Origin of the sequence: Pseudonocardia sp. MH-G8, assembly GCF_002262885.1 — a bacterium.
In the GTDB taxonomy this organism is placed as follows: domain Bacteria; phylum Actinomycetota; class Actinomycetes; order Mycobacteriales; family Pseudonocardiaceae; genus Pseudonocardia.
Map to the genome: position 1 here is coordinate 22,323 of NZ_NKYF01000023.1, position 15,371 is coordinate 37,693.

At 73.7% G+C, this 15,371-nt stretch carries 21 protein-coding genes; 8 read left to right on the forward strand and 13 right to left on the reverse strand.

Annotated features, from left to right (window positions below):
• Window positions 1–37 precede the first annotated feature (37 nt).
• On the reverse strand, window positions 38–541 hold the full coding sequence (purE, locus tag CFP66_RS34575) for a 5-(carboxyamino)imidazole ribonucleotide mutase (protein WP_198961862.1): 504 nt from the start codon (window positions 539–541) through the stop codon (window positions 38–40).
• Entirely contained in the window at window positions 534–1,772 is a 1,239-nt protein-coding gene (locus tag CFP66_RS34580) for a 5-(carboxyamino)imidazole ribonucleotide synthase (RefSeq protein ID WP_255413913.1), read from the reverse strand. Before CFP66_RS34580 ends, purE begins: the two co-directional genes overlap by 8 nt.
• Before the next feature lie 57 nt (window positions 1,773–1,829).
• Here CFP66_RS34580 and CFP66_RS34585 point away from each other — a divergent pair, with 57 nt between their 5' ends.
• On the forward strand, window positions 1,830–2,339 hold the full coding sequence (locus tag CFP66_RS34585) for a GtrA family protein (RefSeq protein WP_094929551.1): 510 nt from the start codon (window positions 1,830–1,832) through the stop codon (window positions 2,337–2,339).
• Between the two features lie 13 nt (window positions 2,340–2,352).
• Here CFP66_RS34585 and CFP66_RS34590 read toward each other — a convergent pair whose 3' ends face one another.
• The 3 genes from CFP66_RS34590 to CFP66_RS34600 all read right to left on the reverse strand — a co-directional run bounded on the left by CFP66_RS34590 (window position 2,353) and on the right by CFP66_RS34600 (window position 5,277).
• Window positions 2,353–3,267 carry an alpha/beta fold hydrolase gene (locus tag CFP66_RS34590; RefSeq protein WP_094929552.1) on the reverse strand — a complete coding sequence of 305 codons (915 nt, stop codon included), beginning with the start codon at window positions 3,265–3,267 and terminating at the stop codon, window positions 2,353–2,355.
• 69 nt (window positions 3,268–3,336) lie between these two features.
• Window positions 3,337–4,605: an ATP-binding protein gene (locus tag CFP66_RS34595; RefSeq protein WP_094929553.1), complete on the reverse strand. Its 1,269-nt coding sequence runs from the start codon at window positions 4,603–4,605 to the stop codon at window positions 3,337–3,339.
• A 15-nt stretch (window positions 4,606–4,620) separates the two neighbouring features.
• On the reverse strand, window positions 4,621–5,277 hold the full coding sequence (locus CFP66_RS34600; RefSeq protein ID WP_094929554.1) for a response regulator transcription factor: 657 nt from the start codon (window positions 5,275–5,277) through the stop codon (window positions 4,621–4,623).
• A gap of 21 nt (window positions 5,278–5,298) precedes the next feature.
• On the opposite strand from CFP66_RS34600, the gene hisN reads away from it, so the two are divergent.
• Both hisN and CFP66_RS34610 read left to right on the forward strand, forming a co-directional pair.
• Window positions 5,299–6,090, forward strand: a complete 792-nt coding sequence (gene hisN / locus CFP66_RS34605) for a histidinol-phosphatase (RefSeq protein WP_255413914.1) — start codon at window positions 5,299–5,301, stop codon at window positions 6,088–6,090.
• A gap of 5 nt (window positions 6,091–6,095) precedes the next feature.
• Window positions 6,096–6,542 carry a MaoC family dehydratase gene (locus CFP66_RS34610; protein ID WP_094929662.1) on the forward strand — a complete coding sequence of 149 codons (447 nt, stop codon included), beginning with the start codon at window positions 6,096–6,098 and terminating at the stop codon, window positions 6,540–6,542.
• Between the two features lie 3 nt (window positions 6,543–6,545).
• Here the strand turns inward: CFP66_RS34610 and CFP66_RS34615 are convergent, their stop codons facing one another.
• On the reverse strand, window positions 6,546–7,709 hold the full coding sequence (locus CFP66_RS34615; RefSeq protein WP_094929555.1) for an LLM class flavin-dependent oxidoreductase: 1,164 nt from the start codon (window positions 7,707–7,709) through the stop codon (window positions 6,546–6,548).
• A gap of 60 nt (window positions 7,710–7,769) precedes the next feature.
• Window positions 7,770–7,952 (reverse strand): hypothetical protein, encoded by a 183-nt coding sequence (locus tag CFP66_RS34620; RefSeq protein WP_094929556.1) that lies wholly within the window; start codon window positions 7,950–7,952, stop codon window positions 7,770–7,772.
• Between the two features lie 319 nt (window positions 7,953–8,271).
• On the opposite strand from CFP66_RS34620, the gene CFP66_RS34625 reads away from it, so the two are divergent.
• The gene (locus tag CFP66_RS34625) at window positions 8,272–8,742 is read left to right on the forward strand and encodes a barstar family protein (protein WP_198961863.1); all 471 of its coding nucleotides are present in this window, start codon (window positions 8,272–8,274) and stop codon (window positions 8,740–8,742) included.
• Complete coding sequence (locus tag CFP66_RS34630; protein ID WP_233159961.1) at window positions 8,739–9,176, forward strand: ribonuclease domain-containing protein; 438 nt, start codon at window positions 8,739–8,741, stop codon at window positions 9,174–9,176. The genes CFP66_RS34625 and CFP66_RS34630 overlap by 4 nt, the downstream gene beginning before the upstream one ends.
• A 21-nt stretch (window positions 9,177–9,197) precedes the next feature.
• Here the strand turns inward: CFP66_RS34630 and CFP66_RS48150 are convergent, their stop codons facing one another.
• The 4 genes from CFP66_RS48150 to CFP66_RS34645 form a co-directional block, all read right to left on the reverse strand.
• The gene (locus CFP66_RS48150) at window positions 9,198–9,347 is read right to left on the reverse strand and encodes a hypothetical protein (RefSeq protein WP_158228321.1); all 150 of its coding nucleotides are present in this window, start codon (window positions 9,345–9,347) and stop codon (window positions 9,198–9,200) included.
• Window positions 9,348–9,514: 167 nt separating this feature from the next.
• On the reverse strand, window positions 9,515–10,432 hold the full coding sequence (locus CFP66_RS34635) for a hydroxymethylglutaryl-CoA lyase (protein ID WP_094929664.1): 918 nt from the start codon (window positions 10,430–10,432) through the stop codon (window positions 9,515–9,517).
• A gap of 14 nt (window positions 10,433–10,446) precedes the next feature.
• Window positions 10,447–10,926: a PH domain-containing protein gene (locus CFP66_RS34640; protein WP_094929558.1), complete on the reverse strand. Its 480-nt coding sequence runs from the start codon at window positions 10,924–10,926 to the stop codon at window positions 10,447–10,449.
• A gap of 54 nt (window positions 10,927–10,980) precedes the next feature.
• Window positions 10,981–11,787: a biotin--[acetyl-CoA-carboxylase] ligase gene (locus tag CFP66_RS34645; protein ID WP_094929559.1), complete on the reverse strand. Its 807-nt coding sequence runs from the start codon at window positions 11,785–11,787 to the stop codon at window positions 10,981–10,983.
• Between the two features lie 279 nt (window positions 11,788–12,066).
• Between CFP66_RS34645 and CFP66_RS34650 the strand changes: the two genes are divergently transcribed.
• The 3 genes from CFP66_RS34650 to CFP66_RS48155 all read left to right on the forward strand — a co-directional run bounded on the left by CFP66_RS34650 (window position 12,067) and on the right by CFP66_RS48155 (window position 14,373).
• Window positions 12,067–13,704 (forward strand): acyl-CoA carboxylase subunit beta, encoded by a 1,638-nt coding sequence (locus CFP66_RS34650; protein ID WP_094929560.1) that lies wholly within the window; start codon window positions 12,067–12,069, stop codon window positions 13,702–13,704.
• 29 nt (window positions 13,705–13,733) lie between these two features.
• Window positions 13,734–13,997 carry an acyl-CoA carboxylase subunit epsilon gene (locus tag CFP66_RS34655; protein WP_369805236.1) on the forward strand — a complete coding sequence of 88 codons (264 nt, stop codon included), beginning with the start codon at window positions 13,734–13,736 and terminating at the stop codon, window positions 13,995–13,997.
• 136 nt (window positions 13,998–14,133) lie between these two features.
• Window positions 14,134–14,373: a hypothetical protein gene (locus CFP66_RS48155; RefSeq protein ID WP_094929561.1), complete on the forward strand. Its 240-nt coding sequence runs from the start codon at window positions 14,134–14,136 to the stop codon at window positions 14,371–14,373.
• A gap of 38 nt (window positions 14,374–14,411) precedes the next feature.
• Here CFP66_RS48155 and CFP66_RS34665 read toward each other — a convergent pair whose 3' ends face one another.
• Both CFP66_RS34665 and CFP66_RS34670 read right to left on the reverse strand, forming a co-directional pair.
• The gene (locus tag CFP66_RS34665) at window positions 14,412–15,020 is read right to left on the reverse strand and encodes an ATP/GTP-binding protein (protein WP_369805237.1); all 609 of its coding nucleotides are present in this window, start codon (window positions 15,018–15,020) and stop codon (window positions 14,412–14,414) included.
• Window positions 15,010–15,369 carry a DUF742 domain-containing protein gene (locus tag CFP66_RS34670; RefSeq protein ID WP_094929562.1) on the reverse strand — a complete coding sequence of 120 codons (360 nt, stop codon included), beginning with the start codon at window positions 15,367–15,369 and terminating at the stop codon, window positions 15,010–15,012. Before CFP66_RS34670 ends, CFP66_RS34665 begins: the two co-directional genes overlap by 11 nt.
• Window positions 15,370–15,371 lie beyond the last annotated feature (2 nt).

Below are 15,371 nucleotides of genomic sequence, written 5' to 3' on the forward strand. Positions count from 1 at the left end.
TCCGGGACGCGCGGGCGCGCCACGAGAATTCCGCAGATCACTTCCCGGCGGCGGTCTCGCGCAGTGCCGCGTCCTTGACCAGCACGGACTCCGCGAGCTCGGCCTGGAATGCCACCATGCGCTCCCGCAGCGCCGTGTCGCCCGTCGCGAGCATCCGCACGGCGAGCAGGCCCGCGTTGCGCGCCCCGCCGACGGCGACGGTGGCCACCGGCACCCCGGCCGGCATCTGGGCGATGGACAGCAGCGAGTCCATCCCGTCGAGCTGCGCGAGCGGCACCGGCACCCCGATCACCGGCAGCGGGGTGGCCGCGGCGACCATGCCGGGCAGGTGCGCCGCACCCCCGGCGCCCGCGATCACCACCTGCAGGCCGCGCGCGGTGGCGCTCGTCGCGTAGTCGAGCATGCGTTGCGGGGTGCGGTGGGCCGAGTAGACACCCACCTCGTAGGGCACCTCGAACTCGGCGAGCGCCTCGGCGGCGGCGTGCATCACGCGCCAGTCCGAGTCGCTGCCCATGATCACGCCGACTCGCGGGTCAGACACCCTGCGCCTCCTGTGCGTTCTCGTGCCCCTCGTTCTCGTGCACCGACCACCCGTCGGGCCACTGCGCCGTGGACAGCCACACCGCAGCCAGCGCCGCCCGCTCCCGCACCACGGCCATGTCGGCGCCGAGCGCGGTGACGTGCCCGACCTTGCGCGCCGGGCGCTCGGCCTTGCCGTAGAGGTGCACCTTGACGTCGGGGAACCGCGCGAACAGGTGGTGCACCCGCTCGTCGACCGACATCGCGGGCGCCGACGCGGCTCCCAGCACGTTGGCCATGACGACGGCCGGGGCGGTGGGCGTGGTGGCGCCGAGCGGGTAGTCGAGGACGGCGCGCAGGTGCTGCTCGAACTGCGAGGTGCGCGCGCCCTCGATCGTCCAGTGCCCCGAGTTGTGCGGGCGCATCGCGAGCTCGTTGACGACCATGACGCCGTCGGTCCGCTCGAACAGCTCCACCGCGAGCAGCCCGGTCACCCCCAGCTCGGCGGCCACCCGCAACGCCGTCTCCTGGGCGCCCGCGGCCACGTCCTCGTGCAGGCCGGGAGCGGGCGCGAGCACCTGCACGCACTGGCCGTCCTCCTGCACGGTCTCCACGACCGGCCACGCGGCCGCCTGGCCGTAGGGCGAGCGGGCGACGAGCGCGGCGAGCTCGCGGCGCATCGGCACGGCCTGTTCCACGAGCAGCGGGGTGCCCGCGGCCAGCAGCTCGACGACCAGGTCGGGCTGCGGCGCGGGCAGCATCCACACGCCACGCCCGTCGTAGCCGCCCCGCGCGGCCTTGAGCACCACGGGCCAGCCGTGCTCGGCCCCGAACGTCGCGACGTCATCGGGCTCGCGCACCTCGGCGAAGGCGGGCACCGCCAGCCCCATCCCGGCGAGCTTGCGGCGCATCACGAGCTTGTCCTGCGCGTGCAGCAGCGCGTCCGGGTGCGGGTGCACCGGGACGCCCGCCGCGACGAGCGCGCGCAGGTGCTCCTGCGGGACCTGCTCGTGGTCGAAGGTGACGGCCGAGCAACCGCGCGCGAACGAGCGCAGGGCAGGCAGGTCCGAGGCCTGGCCGGCGTGCACGTCGGCGCAGACCAGCGCGGCGGGGTCGGCGGGATCGGCGGCGAGCACCCGCAACGACTGGCCGAGCGCGACGGCGGCCTGGTGCGTCATGCGGGCGAGCTGTCCGGCGCCGACCATTCCGACGACGGGAAGGCCCCCGGAGGGGTGTGATCGGGAGGCGTCCACGGTGGAGGGAGCCTACCGGCGGGGAGCTCGGCACCGACGTCTGGCACGATCGAGCAGGTGTCCGTTGTCGAGTCGGCGCTGGCGATCATCCCCCAGCCCTATCGCGACGTCGCCATCAAACACCGCGAACTGGTGAAGTTCGCCCTCGTCGGCGGCACCACGTGGGTGATCGACACGGCAGTGTTCCTGCTGCTCAAGGCCACCGTTCTGGACGAGAAGCCGCTCACCGCCAAGATCATGGCGGTGCTCGTGGCCACCATCGCGTCCTACGTCCTCAACCGCGAGTGGTCCTTTCGCACCCGCGGCGGCCGGGAGCGCCACCACGAGGCCGCGCTGTTCTTCCTCGTGAGCGGGATCGGCGTCGCCGTGTACACGGCACCCCTGGCGCTCTCGCGCTACGTGTTCCACCTCGAGGTCCCCGAGGTCACCCCCCTCACCGAGGGGATCGCCGATTTCGTCAGCGGCCAGATCATCGGCGTGCTCGCCGGGATGGTGTTCCGCTGGTGGGCGTTCCGCCGGTTCGTCTTCCCCGACCAGGACGTGCGGCGCCAGGTCCCCACCGGCTGAGTTCGGGCGAACCTCAGCTCCGCTCCGCCTGCCGGCCCTCCACGCGCTCGGCGAGGGCACGCACCTCGTCCGCCACCCGCGGCCACAGCTCCCGGGGCAGGTCGTGGCCGACGCCGGGGAAAATCACGAGCCGCGCGCCGCGGACGGCCGCAGCCGTCGCGCGGGCCGCGCTCGGGCGCACCACCTGGTCGGCGTCCCCGTGCAGGACGACCACCGGCACGCGCAGCGCCGCCAGCCGGGCGCCGCTCCACGGCGCACCCGTCTGCCGGCCCTGCGCCGTGGCGTCCCGCACCCCGCTGCGCACCCCTGCGGCCCGCTCCCGATCGACGACGCCACGCGCCGCGTCCTCGTCGAAGGGGTAGGCCGGGGAGGCCACCGCCCGGGCCAGCGCCAGACCCGCGGCCAGATCACCCTCGGGTCCTTCCGGGAAGCGCAGCCGCGACATGCGCGCCACGAAGCCCAGCCGGACGTAGCGCAGGACCTGCAGCGGGCCGGCGTCGCTCGGCACCGCCCCCGACACCGCGACGCCCCGCACCCGGTCGGGGTGGCGCAGCGCGATGCGTTGCACCAGGGCGCCACCCATGGAGTGGCCGAACAGGTATGCGGAGCTCCACCCGAGGGCGTCGAGCACCGCGACGGCGTCGTCGGCCATGTCCTCGGCCGTGTAGGCCACGCGCCGGCCGCGCAGCAGGGTCACGAGCGGGTGACCCGCGACGTGGGCGTCGAAGCGGGTGGACTCCCCCGCGTCGCGCTGGTCGTAGGCCACGACGTGGAACCCGCGCTCGACGAGTTCGGCGACCATCCCGGGCTGCCACCAGAACCGTGAGACCCCGAGGCCCATCACCAGCAGCAACGGGCGCCCGCCTGCGCCTCCCAGGTCCTCGAACGCGATCGACACCTCACCGTTGCGCACGTACCGGGTCCCCATGACGCCTCCTTTGCGAACAGCGTTTGCAAAGTCAGCATATGCGTATGCGGCCAGCGTTCGCAAACCCGGTCAGCGCGGGGTGGCCCCTCGGCGGGGCGGGACGCCCACCATGTCGTCGGCGCGGGCGGCGGGCAGGAAGATCGTGAACACCGGCGGGCGCGCCCGGGACAGCTCCAGCCGCCCGCCGTCGGCCTCGACCAGCGCGCGGGCGAGTGCGAGCCCGATGCCGGTGGACGCGCCGACCGACACCCCGCGGTCGAACACGTGCGGCACGAGCTCCTCCGGCACCCCGGCTCCCGCGTCCGCGACCTCGATCAGGAGGCTGCCCTCGGCGGCCCGGGCGCTGAGCGTGACGGTGCCGGCACCGTGCTGGATGGCGTTGTCGACCAAGGCGCCGACGGCTTCGCGGATGCGGGCCGGCGTGACCCGGGCCAGCAGCCCCTCCGGCACCCGCACCTTCAGCGACCGGCCTGCGGCGCGCAGGGTGGGCCGCCACTCGTCGGCCGCCGCGGTGAGCCCCTCGCGCAGGTCCTGCAGCTCGGCACCGGCGGCCCGCGCCGCACGCGCGGCCTCCAGCAGCTCGTCGAGCACCTCGCCGAGCCGCTCGGCCTGCTCCAGGGCGGCGAGCGCCTCCGAACGCGCCGTCGGATCGGGGTGCGCGGCGAGCTCGTCGAGCCGCAGCTGCAGCGCCGTGAGCCGGCTGCGGAGCTGGTGGGAGACGTCACCCACGAGCGCGCGCTCCCGCTGCAGCAGGTCGGCGAGTGCGATGGCGGAGGTGTCGAGGACGTCCGACACCCGGTCCAGCTCGGGGATCCCGTGCCGGTCGGGCACGGCGCGGAAGTCGCCGGCACCGAGCCGGGCGGCACGGTCGGCCACACCGCGCAGCGGCTCCGCCAACCGCCGTGCGGTGACCGTGGCCACCACGGCGCCCGTGCCGACCGACAGCACCACGAGCAGCAGCACGACCAGCGTGACCTGCACCTGCTCCGTGCGCATCAGCGACAGCGGCTCCTGGAGCGTCAGCACGTCGCCCGGGCCGAACGGCAGCGACTCCGACACCGGGTCGGCGCCGACCTCCGCCCCGATCACCTGCTCCCGCTCCCCGGCCCGCTGCAGGAGCAGCCGCCCGCCGACCGGTACGGCGAGCTCGATCGACGCGCGGTCGATCTGCGCTCCCGGCGTGTCCAGCCGCGCGGCCACCTGCTCCAGGCGCGACAGGAGGTCGGCGCGGTGGATGTCCTCGACGAGCTGCCAGGTGGTGATCCCGAGCGGCCCGCCCAGCACGAGCGCCGTGATCGCGACCACGAGCAACGTGGACTGCAGGATCCGTCGGCGCACCGCTCCCGGCCTCCGTCAGTCGTGGTTGAAGCGGAAGCCGACGCCGCGCACCGTCGCGATGCGGCGCTCGCCACCGATCTTGCGACGCAACCAGGACATGTGCATGTCCAGTGTCTTGGACGTCTTCATCTCCGGGTCGTTCCACACCTCGCGCAGGATCTCCTCGCGCGTGACGACCTGGCCCGCGCGCAGCAGCAGCACGCGCAGCAGCTCGAACTCCTTGTTGGCCAGCCCCACCTCGGTGCCGTCCACCAGCACCCGGCGCCCGGACAGCTCCATCCGCACCCCGCCGACCTCGACGGCTTCGGGCGTGAGCCGGCGCAGGAGGGCCCGCACCCGCGCGAGCAGCTCCGCCAGCCGGAACGGCTTGCCGACGTAGTCGTCCGCGCCCGCGTCCAGGCCGACGACGAAGTCGACCTCGTCCGTGCGGGCGGTGAGCATCAGGACCGGCAGGTCCGGGTCGCCGAGCCGCACGCGGCGGCAGACCTCGAGCCCGTCCATCCCGGGCAGGCCGAGATCGAGCACCAGCAGGTCGACCTGGCCGCGCCGGACGCGCTCGAGGGCCGCGGCGCCGTCGGTGGCGACGTCGACGGCGTAGCCCTCGCGCTGCAACGCGCGCGACAGCGGTTCGGCGATCGCGGCGTCGTCCTCGGCGAGCAGGACGGTGGTCACCGGACAAGTCTAGTCGCGGGGGTGACAGGCTCTGTGATCGTGGACCCCGACCTGGAGCTCGCCCTGCGCATGGCCGACGCGGCCGACACGATCACCCTCGCCCGCTTCCGGGCCGCCGACCTGCGGGTGAGCCGCAAGCCGGACCGCACGCCCGTCACCGACGCGGACACGGCCGCCGAGGACGCGCTGCGCGAGCTGATCGCCGCGGAGCGCCCGGCCGACGCCGTACTCGGCGAGGAGCGCGGCGGCGCCGTCACCGACGCGGAGCGCGGCTGGGTGATCGACCCGATCGACGGCACCAAGAACTTCTCCCGCGGCGTCCCGGTCTGGGCCACCCTGATCGCGCTGGCCGTGGACGGCGAACCGGTCGTGGGCGTGGCGAGCGCGCCCGCGCTGGGCCGGCGCTGGTGGGCCGCGCGCGGCGAGGGCGCGTGGACCTCCGATGCGCAGGGCACGCGGCGGATCGCCGTCTCCGGCGTGAGCGAGCTCGCCGACGCCTACCTGTCCACCACCGACGTCAAGACCTTCGCCGAGCTCGGCCGTCGCGAGGACTACCTGCGGCTGGTCGACGCCTGCTGGGAGACGCGCGCCTTCGGTGACTTCTGGCAGTACTGCCTGGTGGCCGAGGGCGTGCTCGACCTCGCCGTGGACGCCGCCGCGAACCCGTGGGACCTCGCCGCCCTCGTCCCCCTGCTCACCGAGGCCGGCGGCGCGCTCACCGACCTCTCCGGCGCGGCGACGTTCACCGGCGGGGACGGGCTCGCCTCCAACGGCCTGGTCCACAAGGCCGCGCTGGCGATGGTGGGGCGGTGAGCGACATGACCCCGGAACTCGCCTTCGAGGACCTCACCGTCGGCCGTGTCTTCGACCTCGGCACCACCGTCGTCGACCGCGACGAGATGCTCGCCTTCGCCCGCCGCTTCGACCCCCAGCCCTTCCACGTCGACGAGGAGGCCGGCAAGGCCTCGATCTTCGGCGCGCTCGCCGCGTCGGGATGGTTCACCGCGAGCCTGTGGATGCGCGCCTACGCCGACGGCGTGCTGGCGCGGGCCACGTCGCTCGGCTCCCCCGGCGGCGACGAGATCGCGTGGCCCGCTCCCGTGTTCGCAGACGACGAACTGGCCGCCTCGATGGAGGTGCTCGAGGCGCGCCGTTCGCGCAGCCGCCCGGGCCTGGGCCTGGTGCGGCTGCGCGGCCGGCTGCACCGCGCCGACGTGGAGGTCTACCGCGCGAGCTTCACCGGCATGTTCGGCGCGCGCGGCTGAGGGTCAGGCGCCGCGCTCCTTCTCGTACTTCTCGGTCATGTGCGCGACGGCCGCCAGCTGCTGCTCCGCGTGGCCGGAGCGGGTCTGCGTGGCCCGCGCCTTCGCGTCGAGCGTGGGCTGCGCGTGCCCCTGGAAGCGCGGCATGACGTGCTGCGCGATCAGCTCGTAGGACCGGCGTGTGGCCTGCGGGTCGGCCCACTCGTGGGCGAGCAGCAGCATGGCGCCGAACCCGCCGGACTGGTCGACGAGGCGCTGCACCTGCGCGGCCGCGTCGTCCGGCGTGCCGATCGCGCCGATGCCCGCCTCGTTGATGAACTCGATCATCTCCCGGACGTCGCCGCCCTCCACGGCCATCTGCGGGAACGCGGCGACCTTCTGGAAGTAGCGGAACCACTGCTCGATGCCGTGCTCGACCTCCCGGTAGGCCTGCTCCCGGGTCTCCGCCACGTGCATCAGACCGACCAGCCGCCACGAGGCCCGGTCCACACCCCGCTGGTGCGCCACGGCCCGTTCCTGCACCACGTCCCAGTGGTGGGCCAGCGCGTCGAAACCCGCCTGGGTGAGCGTGGCGCCGATGGAGAGCAGGCCGACGCCGTGCCGGCCCGCGAGCCGGGGCCCGGTGGGCGAGGCCACCGCGGCGACCGCGACGTCGAACAGCGGGTCCGAGTAGGGGCGCAGGTGCAGGCGGGCGTCGATCAACCGGTGGGTGCGGGTGGTGGCCGTGACCGGCTCGTCGCCGCGCAGCAGCCGCATGACGATCTCGAGGTTCTCGTCGAGCAGCTCGCGGGTGTCGGTGGGGTTCAGCCCGATCATGGCCGAGTCGGTGGGCAGTGACCCTGGCCCGACCCCCAGCATCACCCGGCCCCTGGTCAGGTGGTCGAGCAGCACCATGCGCTCGGCCACCCAGAGCGGGTTGTGGTAGCTCAACGAGGTCACGCCGGTGCCCAGGCGGATGCGTCGCGTGCGCTCCGCCGCGGCCGCGATGAAGATCTCGGGCGACGCGATGATCTCCGATCCCGCGGAGTGGTGCTCCCCGATCCACGCTTCGTCGTACCCGAGCACGTCGAGGTGCTCGACGAGCTGCAGGTCGCGCTGCAGCGCCGAAGTCGGGTTCTCACCCGCCGGGTGGAAGGGAGCCAGGAAGATGCCGAACCTCAGACGCGTCATGCGGAGCTCCAGTCGTCGTCGACGGGGAGCTTCGACAGTAAGCACGACCGGTGCTCCCGGTCACCCCTCCGTTCGGCTGGCACCGCCCCGGCGCGCGACCAGGGCGGCGATGTCGATCCGCATGGCGAACGGCTCCTGGACGACGAGCTCGCCCGCGACCGTCCGGCTCTCGACGTAACCGTCACCCGGAGCACCCGGCTCGTACACGGTGATCGTGGGCGCCGGCGGATCGAGGTCGACCACCCCCAGTAGTGCGGGATGCCGGCATCGGCGTACTCGAAGGGCTTCGGGTGCAGGCCGACGTTGCGGGAGCCGGGCGAGACGATTCCGACGACGAGCACCCCCTCCTGCAGCTCGTAGCGCGCCCGAGTTGTCCTCGGGCAGCGCGACGAACTCCTCGAGCGTCATCAGATCTCGGTGCAGCGGCATGGCCGTCGCACGTCCTCCTGTCCGATCGCTGCAGGGGTGGTAGGTGCCTCCGACAGCCTGGCGCAACCGGGCGGGAGCGGCGAGTTCCACGCCCCGTACCGGCCCGGTCACCGAGCGGTGGTTCGATGGCCCGGTGAGTGGGAGGCAACGAACGCCGGTCAGCCGGCTCGTCCCCGGCCTGACCGGTCGAGGTGTGCTGCTCGCCAGCCCGGCCGACGTCGAGGCGGTGCGCACGAACCTGGCCGCCGACGGCGTCGCCCTGGCCGAGGTGGAGGGCGCAACCGACGCGATGCGCACGGCGCAGGCCGCGATCGCCCGGGCGCTGCGGCTACCCGAGAGCGGGGGTCGCAACCTCGACGCGCTGGTCGACGCGCTGCGCGACCTGGCCGTCTGGTGGCCCGAGGACGAGCGCGTGGTCCTGCTCTGGCACGACGCCGGCCGGTTGGTCGACGCCGACCTGCCGGGCTTCCTGATCCTGACCGAGATCCTGCGAACCGCCACATCCGAGCTCGGCCCCGGCGGCCGGATCGGCGACCGCCAGTTCGAGACTGTGGCCTTCGTGGAGCGTCACGGGGTGCGCACGATCGCGGAGGCCTCATCGTGAAGCGCGCCGTCCTGAACCGCGCGCGGACGGTCGTCGGGCTGCTGCTGGCCGGGCTCGTGCTGGCGGGCTGCCAGGCCGCACCGGCTCCCGCCGCCCCGGCGTCGACGGCATCCCCGGCAGCGACCCCCGCGTCCGCCGGCGCCATCCCGGCATGCGTCGAGGCGCTGCCCGCCGAGGCCGACGAGGTGGTCGCGGACATCGAGGCGGGTGGCCCCTACGAGTACCCGCGCAACGACGGGGTGGAGTTCGAGAACCGCGAGGGCATCCTCCCCGACGAGGACCCTGGCTACTACCGCGAGTTCACCGTGGAGACGCCGGGGCTGGACCACCGCGGCGCCCGCCGGATCGTCACCGGCGGCCCGGACGAGCGCGCGCCCGAACACTGGTTCTACACCGGCGACCACTACGAGAGCTTCTGCGAGTTCGCGCCCTGATCCGCGCGGCGGGCGAGCCCGTCAGGAGCCGTCCCTGCGCACCACGATGTCGATCCGCATCCCGAACGGTTCCGGCACGACGAGCTCACCCGTGGCCGTCCGACTCTCCTCGTAGCCGTCACCCGGGGCGCCGAGGCCGTAGACGGTGATCGAGGCGGCCGGCGGATCCACGAGCGCGCGCTGATGTCTCTCCTTGCTGGTTTCGGCGACACGACGAGCACGCCCTCCTGCAGCTCGTAGTGCGCCGAGTTGTCCTCGGGCAGGGCGTCCCACTCGTCGAGAGTCATCAGCTCCCGTGGGAACGGCAACATCATTGGCCTCCGCCGACAAACCCGCGTTCACGCGCCGCCCAGCGCCCGCACCACCCGCGACGGCGACGGCCGCCCGAGCTGCTCGGCCATCCACACGCTCGTGCCCACCAGCGCATCGAGGTCCACGCCGTGCCCGATGCCCAGCCCGTCGAGCATCCAGACGAGGTCCTCGGTGGCGAGGTTGCCGGTGGCCGACTCGGCGTAGGGGCACCCACCCAGGCCGCCCGCACTCGCGTCCACCGTGGCGACACCGCGGCGCAGCGCCGCGAGGGTGTTGGCGAGCGCCTGGCCGTAGGTGTCGTGGAAGTGCACGGCGAGCTGCCGGACGGGCACGCCCGCCGCGACGCAGGCGTCCAGCACCGCCTCGACGTGCCCCGGGGTACCGGTGCCGATCGTGTCGCCCAGCGAGAGCTGGTGGCAGCCCATCTCCACCAGCCGTCGCGCCACCGAGGCCACCTGCTCGGGTGCCACCGCCCCCTCCCACGGGTCGCCGAAGCACATGGACACGTAGCCGCGCACCCGCAAGCCCGCGTCGAGCGCGCGCTGCACCACGGGGGCGAACATGGCGAACTGCTCGTCGAGGGTGCGGTTGAGGTTGCGCTTCGCGAACGTCTCGGTGGCGCTGCCGAAGATCGCCACGTGCGAGACGCCGGCCTCCAGCGCGCGGTCGAGCCCGCGCTCGTTGGGCACCAGCACCGGGTAGTCGACGCCCTCGGCCCGCACGAGCCGGTTCAGCAGGTCGGCGGCGTCGGCGAGCTGGGGCACCCACTTCGGGTGCACGAAGCTCGTGGCCTCCAGCACGGTCAGCCCGGCGGCCGCGAGCCGCTGCAGGAACTCGGCCTTCACCTCCACCGGGACGACGGCGTCCTCGTTCTGCAGGCCGTCCCGCGCGCCGACCTCGTAGATCGTCACGCGCTCGGGCAGCCCGGGAGCGGGCACGGACATCGGCAGGTCTCGCGTCACGGGGCGGCCTCCAGGTAGAGCAGGGCGTGCACGCGTTGCACGCCGGGGACGTCGTCGAACTCGAGCGACTCGTCGGAGTCCGACTCGACGACCAGCGTGCCCGAGCCGAGCATCCGTTCCCACAGGGTGTGGCGAACCCGCACGCTGCTGATCCGGCGCAGCGGGATGTCCATGCCGTGGCGGCTGAACACGCCTTCCCGCACGAGCACGCGTCGGTCCGTGACCACGAAGTGGGTGGTGCGCCACCGCACGACGGGGAACACCGTGAACCGGCCGACCAGCGCGAGCCCGGCGGCGGCGAGCCCGGCCCACCCCCACGGCGCCCAGGCCTGGGTGCGCACCAGCGCGGCCAGGAAGCTGGCTACACCGACCACGAGGAGCAGCACGAACACGGGCCCGAGCAGCATCTTCCAGTGCGGGTGCTTGTGCACGACCACCTGCTCGTCCTCCACGAGCAGCTCGTCCGGGAAGGCCACGTCACCACGGTAAGCGCTCGATCCGCGCCGCGTCCGGTCCCGACCGGGGGACGCCTACGGGGACGGGCGAAGGTGCACCACGTCGCCCGCGGCGACGGCCCGGCGGCGGCCCGCCGGCTCGAGCAGCAGCAGCCGCCCGTCCCGGTCGACGTCCTCCGCGATGCCGTGCAGCGCGGCGCCACCGGGCAGCTCGACCTTCACCTCCGAGCCCAGGGTGGCGCAGCCCGCGCGGTAGTCGGCGCGCAGGCGGGTGGCCTCCGGGTCGCCGCGGCTCTCCCGCCACGCCGACTCCCGCTCGGCGAGGCAGCCCAGCAGGGTGGTGAGCACCTGGCCGCGGTCGACGGTGGCACCCTCCGCGGCGAGCGAGGTGGCGCCGGGGTGGTCCGGCGGCGAGGCGGCGACGTTGAGCCCGATCCCGATCACGACCGCGGGGCGCAGCGCGTCGCCCACCTCGGCGAGGATGCCGGCGGCCTTGCGCTGCCCGGCGCCCAGCAGGAGGTCGTTGGGCCACTTCAGACCGGCGGGGACGTCGGTCACGGCGCGGATGGTGTCGAGCAGGGCGAGCCCGGCCAGCAGCGGGAGCCAGCCGAACCGCGACGGGGGCACGCCCGTGGGCCGCAGGAGCACGCTCACCGCGAGGCCGGAGCCGGGGGGAGCGACCCAGCTGCGCGCGAGCCGCCCGCGGCCCGCCTCCTGGTGATCGGCCACGAGTACCGAACGGTCCGGGGCACCGTCGGCCGCGGCCGCGAGCAGGTCGGCGTTGGTGGATCCGGTGCGTTCCACGACGTCGACCTGGGCCCATCTACCGCCGAGCGCCGCGCGCAGCGCGTCGGCGTCCAGCGGCTGGACGGTCCGGTTCATGTCTCGGCACGCTACCGGCGCGCCCTCCCCCGCCGCCCACCTCGCGCACGGCTCGCGACGGACGGAGCCCTGCGGTCGCCGGACGCGCGCACGACCGCGCCGAGCGCACCCCCGGACCGCGACACCCGTGCACTCAAACCCCGACTCGCGGAAGAACGCCCCCACTCCCGCGAGTCGCGCCCCCACCCCCGCGAGTCGTGGCCTGGGCGCACGGGTGTCGCGCTCCGGGGTGACGATCGTCGCGGTGCGGGTCGCGCCGACGGCGTTAGGCTCCGGCCCATGAGCGCTGCAACGGAGCCGTTCGCGTCCGGTGCCGACGAGCCCGAGCCCGACATCCACACGACCGCGGGCAAACTGGCCGACCTGCACCTGCGCATCGAGGGCGCGGTGCACGCGGGCAGCGAGGCCGCCGTCGAGCGCCAGCACGCGAAGGGACGCCAGACCGCCCGCGAGCGCGTGGACCAGCTGCTCGACCCCGGATCGTTCGTCGAGCTCGACGCGCTGACGCGCCACCGGTCCACCAACTTCGGCATGCAGGACAAGCGCCCGTTCGGGGACGGCGTCGTCACCGGCACCGGCACCATCGACGGCCGTCCGGTAGCGATCTTCAGCCAGGACGCCACGGTGTTCGGCGGGGCGCTCGGCGAGGTGTACGGCGAGAAGATCGTCAAGGTGATGGACCTCGCCACCAAGATCGGTTGCCCCGTCATCGGCATCAACGACGGCGGCGGCGCGCGCATCCAGGAGGGTGTCGTCGCGCTCGGGCTCTACGGCGAGATCTTCGTGCGCAACGTGCGCAGCTCCGGCGTCGTCCCGCAGATCTCGCTGGTCATGGGCCCCTGCGCAGGGGGCGCGGTGTACTCGCCCGCGATCACCGACTTCACCGTGATGGTCGACGGCACCAGCCACATGTTCATCACCGGCCCGGACATCATCAAGACCGTCACGGGCGAGGACGTCGACTTCGAGGACCTGGGCGGCGGCCGGGCCCACAACACGAAGTCCGGGGTTGCGCACTACCTGGCCGGCGACGAGGAGGACGCGTTCTCCTACGTCAAGGAGCTGCTGTCGTTCCTGCCGTCCAACAACCTGTCCGAGCCGCCCGCCTACCCGGCGCCCGAGCCGACGGCGGGCGCGATCGCCGAGGGCCTCACCGACACCGACCTCGAGCTGGACGCGATCGTCCCCGACTCCCCGAACACGCCCTACGACATCCACGAGGTCGTGAACCGCGTGCTCGACGAGGGCGAGTTCCTCGAGGTGCACGAGCTGTTCGCGCCCAACATCGTGGTCGGGTTCGGCCGGATCGAGGGCCGGTCGGTCGGCGTCGTGGCCAACCAGCCCACCCAGTTCGCCGGGTGCCTCGACATCGACGCCTCCGAGAAGGCCGCGCGGTTCGTGCGCACCTGCGACGCGTTCAACGTGCCGGTGGTGACGTTCGTCGACGTCCCGGGCTTCCTGCCGGGCACGGAGCAGGAGTGGAACGGGATCATCCGCCGCGGCGCGAAGCTGATCTACGCCTACGCCGAGGCCACCGTCCCGAAGATCACGGTGATCACCCGCAAGGCCTACGGTGGCGCGTACGACGTGATGGGGTCCAAGCATCTCGGCGCCGACGTCAACGTGGCCTGGCCGACCGCCCAGATCGCCGTCACCGGTGCCGCAGGCGCGGTGAGCATCCTCTACCGCAAGGAGCTGCGCGGCCTGGAGGGCGACGAGCTGGCCGCCCGCCGCGCGGAGCTGCAGCAGGAGTACGAGGACACGCTCGCCAACCCCTACATCGCGGCCGACCGCGGCTACATCGACGGCGTCATCCCGCCCTCGCACACCCGCGGCTACGTCGGGCGCGCGCTGCGGATGCTGGCCACCAAGCGCGAGGCCGTACCGGCGCGCAAGCACGGGAACATCCCGCTGTGACGGAGCGGAGCGGAGGCACCCTCGGCGCTGTGACGGAGCGGAGCGGAGACACCGTCGGCGCCGTGACCGGGACGGGCACCCCCGAGGAGCGGCGGGCGGCGTTCCGGGTCGTCCGCGGTGCACCGACCGACGAGGAGCTCGCCGCGCTGACCGCGGTGCTCGCCGCGGCGACCGCAGGCCCCGCGCCCGCACCGCCCGTCACGCAGGACCGCTGGTCGGACCCGGCTGCCCGGTTCCGGGCCCCGCTGCACCCGGGTCCCGGGGCCTGGCGCGCCTCCGCCTGGCCCCGCTGAGCCGCGCTCGGAGGCACCTCAAGTCCTCCTCAAAAGCCTGGCCGCCGACGCGTGGCGCCCCTCACACTCGACGCGAGGCCGTGGTGATCGGCGTCCAGGGGGGACGGTGCGCCGCGGCCGAGAGGAGGCGATCGAGATGGAGAACATCGTCTGGGTCGGTATCACCGTACTCGCCGTGATCGCGACACTCGTGGCCATCGACCGCTCGGGCGGCGGCGGCAGCAGGAAGGGCACGGGCGTCGGCGCACGCCACCACTCCGGCAACTCCGGCAGCCCCGACTCCGGCATCTTCGCGGCCGGTTTCGGAGGTGATGGCGGCGGCTCCGGTGGTTGCGGAGACGGCGGCGGCGGCGGGGGCGGCGGCGGCTGCGGCTAGCCGGAGCGGGCCGGCGGCACCGTGGTGTCGCCGGCCCTTCAGCCCGCCCGGGCCATCGTGGTGCGCGCGAGCGCGTGCTCGACCAGCGCCACCAGCGCGTCCTGGCTCGACGCCGGATCACGCGCGTCCATCCAGACCAGAGGGCAGTCCGCGGGCAGGGCCAGCGCGTCGCGCACCGTCTCCTCGTCGTAGTCGTCGGCACCGGGGAAGCGGTTGACCCCGACGACGAACGGGAGCCGCCGGTTCTCGAAGTAGTCGATCGCGGGGAAGCAGTCGTCGATCCGGCGCAGGTCCACCAGCACGACCGCACCCACGGACCCACGGGCGAGCTCGTCCCACATGAACCAGAACCGGGACTGCCCCGGGGTCCCGAACAGGTAGAGGATCAGCGAGTCGTCGACGGTCAGGCGGCCGAAGTCCATCGCCACCGTGGTCGTCTGCTTGTCGGGCACCGCGCCCGCCTCGTCGACACCGATCGAGGCCGCCGTCATCGCCTGCTCGGTGAGCAGCGGCGGGATCTCCGACAGCGAACGCACGAGTGTCGTCTTGCCCACCCCGAACCCGCCGGCGATCAGCACCTTCAGCGGGATCAGCTCGTCCGCCTCGGAGTCGTCCGCCCGCTCCGCAGAGCTCCGCTCAGCGTGCACGTAGTCCCTCCAACAACCGTTCCAGGATCTCGGGGCCCGGCCCCTCACCGTTCGAGGACGGGGGCAGGTGCACGGTCAGGTATCCCCCGTCGACGAGGTCGCTGACCAGCACCCTGGCCACGCCGACCGGCACCCTCAACGCCGCACCGATCTCGACCACCGAGATCGGGCGCGCCGCGAGCTCGACGGTGGCGCGGTACTCCAGGTGCAGGTCCGTGGCGCGACCGCCGGCCGGCGTGACCGTCACCAGGGTCTCCACGGGCATGTCGGAGCCCGTGCTGGAGCGGGTGCGCCCACCGGTGAGCGCGTAGACCGGTACCACCCGCCCGCCCGGATCTGGGCTGCTCACCT

Coding starts and splice junctions, on each gene's coding strand:
- CFP66_RS34645 (WP_094929559.1), bottom strand. CDS start 11,787: ATGAACCGGACCGTCCAGCCGCTGGACGCCGACGCGCTGCGCGCGGCG.
- CFP66_RS34635 (WP_094929664.1), bottom strand. CDS start 10,432: ATGTCCGTGCCCGCTCCCGGGCTGCCCGAGCGCGTGACGATCTACGAG.
- CFP66_RS34650 (WP_094929560.1), top strand. CDS start 12,067: ATGAGCGCTGCAACGGAGCCGTTCGCGTCCGGTGCCGACGAGCCCGAG.
- CFP66_RS34615 (WP_094929555.1), bottom strand. CDS start 7,709: ATGACGCGTCTGAGGTTCGGCATCTTCCTGGCTCCCTTCCACCCGGCG.
- CFP66_RS34610 (WP_094929662.1), top strand. CDS start 6,096: ATGACCCCGGAACTCGCCTTCGAGGACCTCACCGTCGGCCGTGTCTTC.
- CFP66_RS34590 (WP_094929552.1), bottom strand. CDS start 3,267: ATGGGGACCCGGTACGTGCGCAACGGTGAGGTGTCGATCGCGTTCGAG.
- CFP66_RS48155 (WP_094929561.1), top strand. CDS start 14,134: ATGGAGAACATCGTCTGGGTCGGTATCACCGTACTCGCCGTGATCGCG.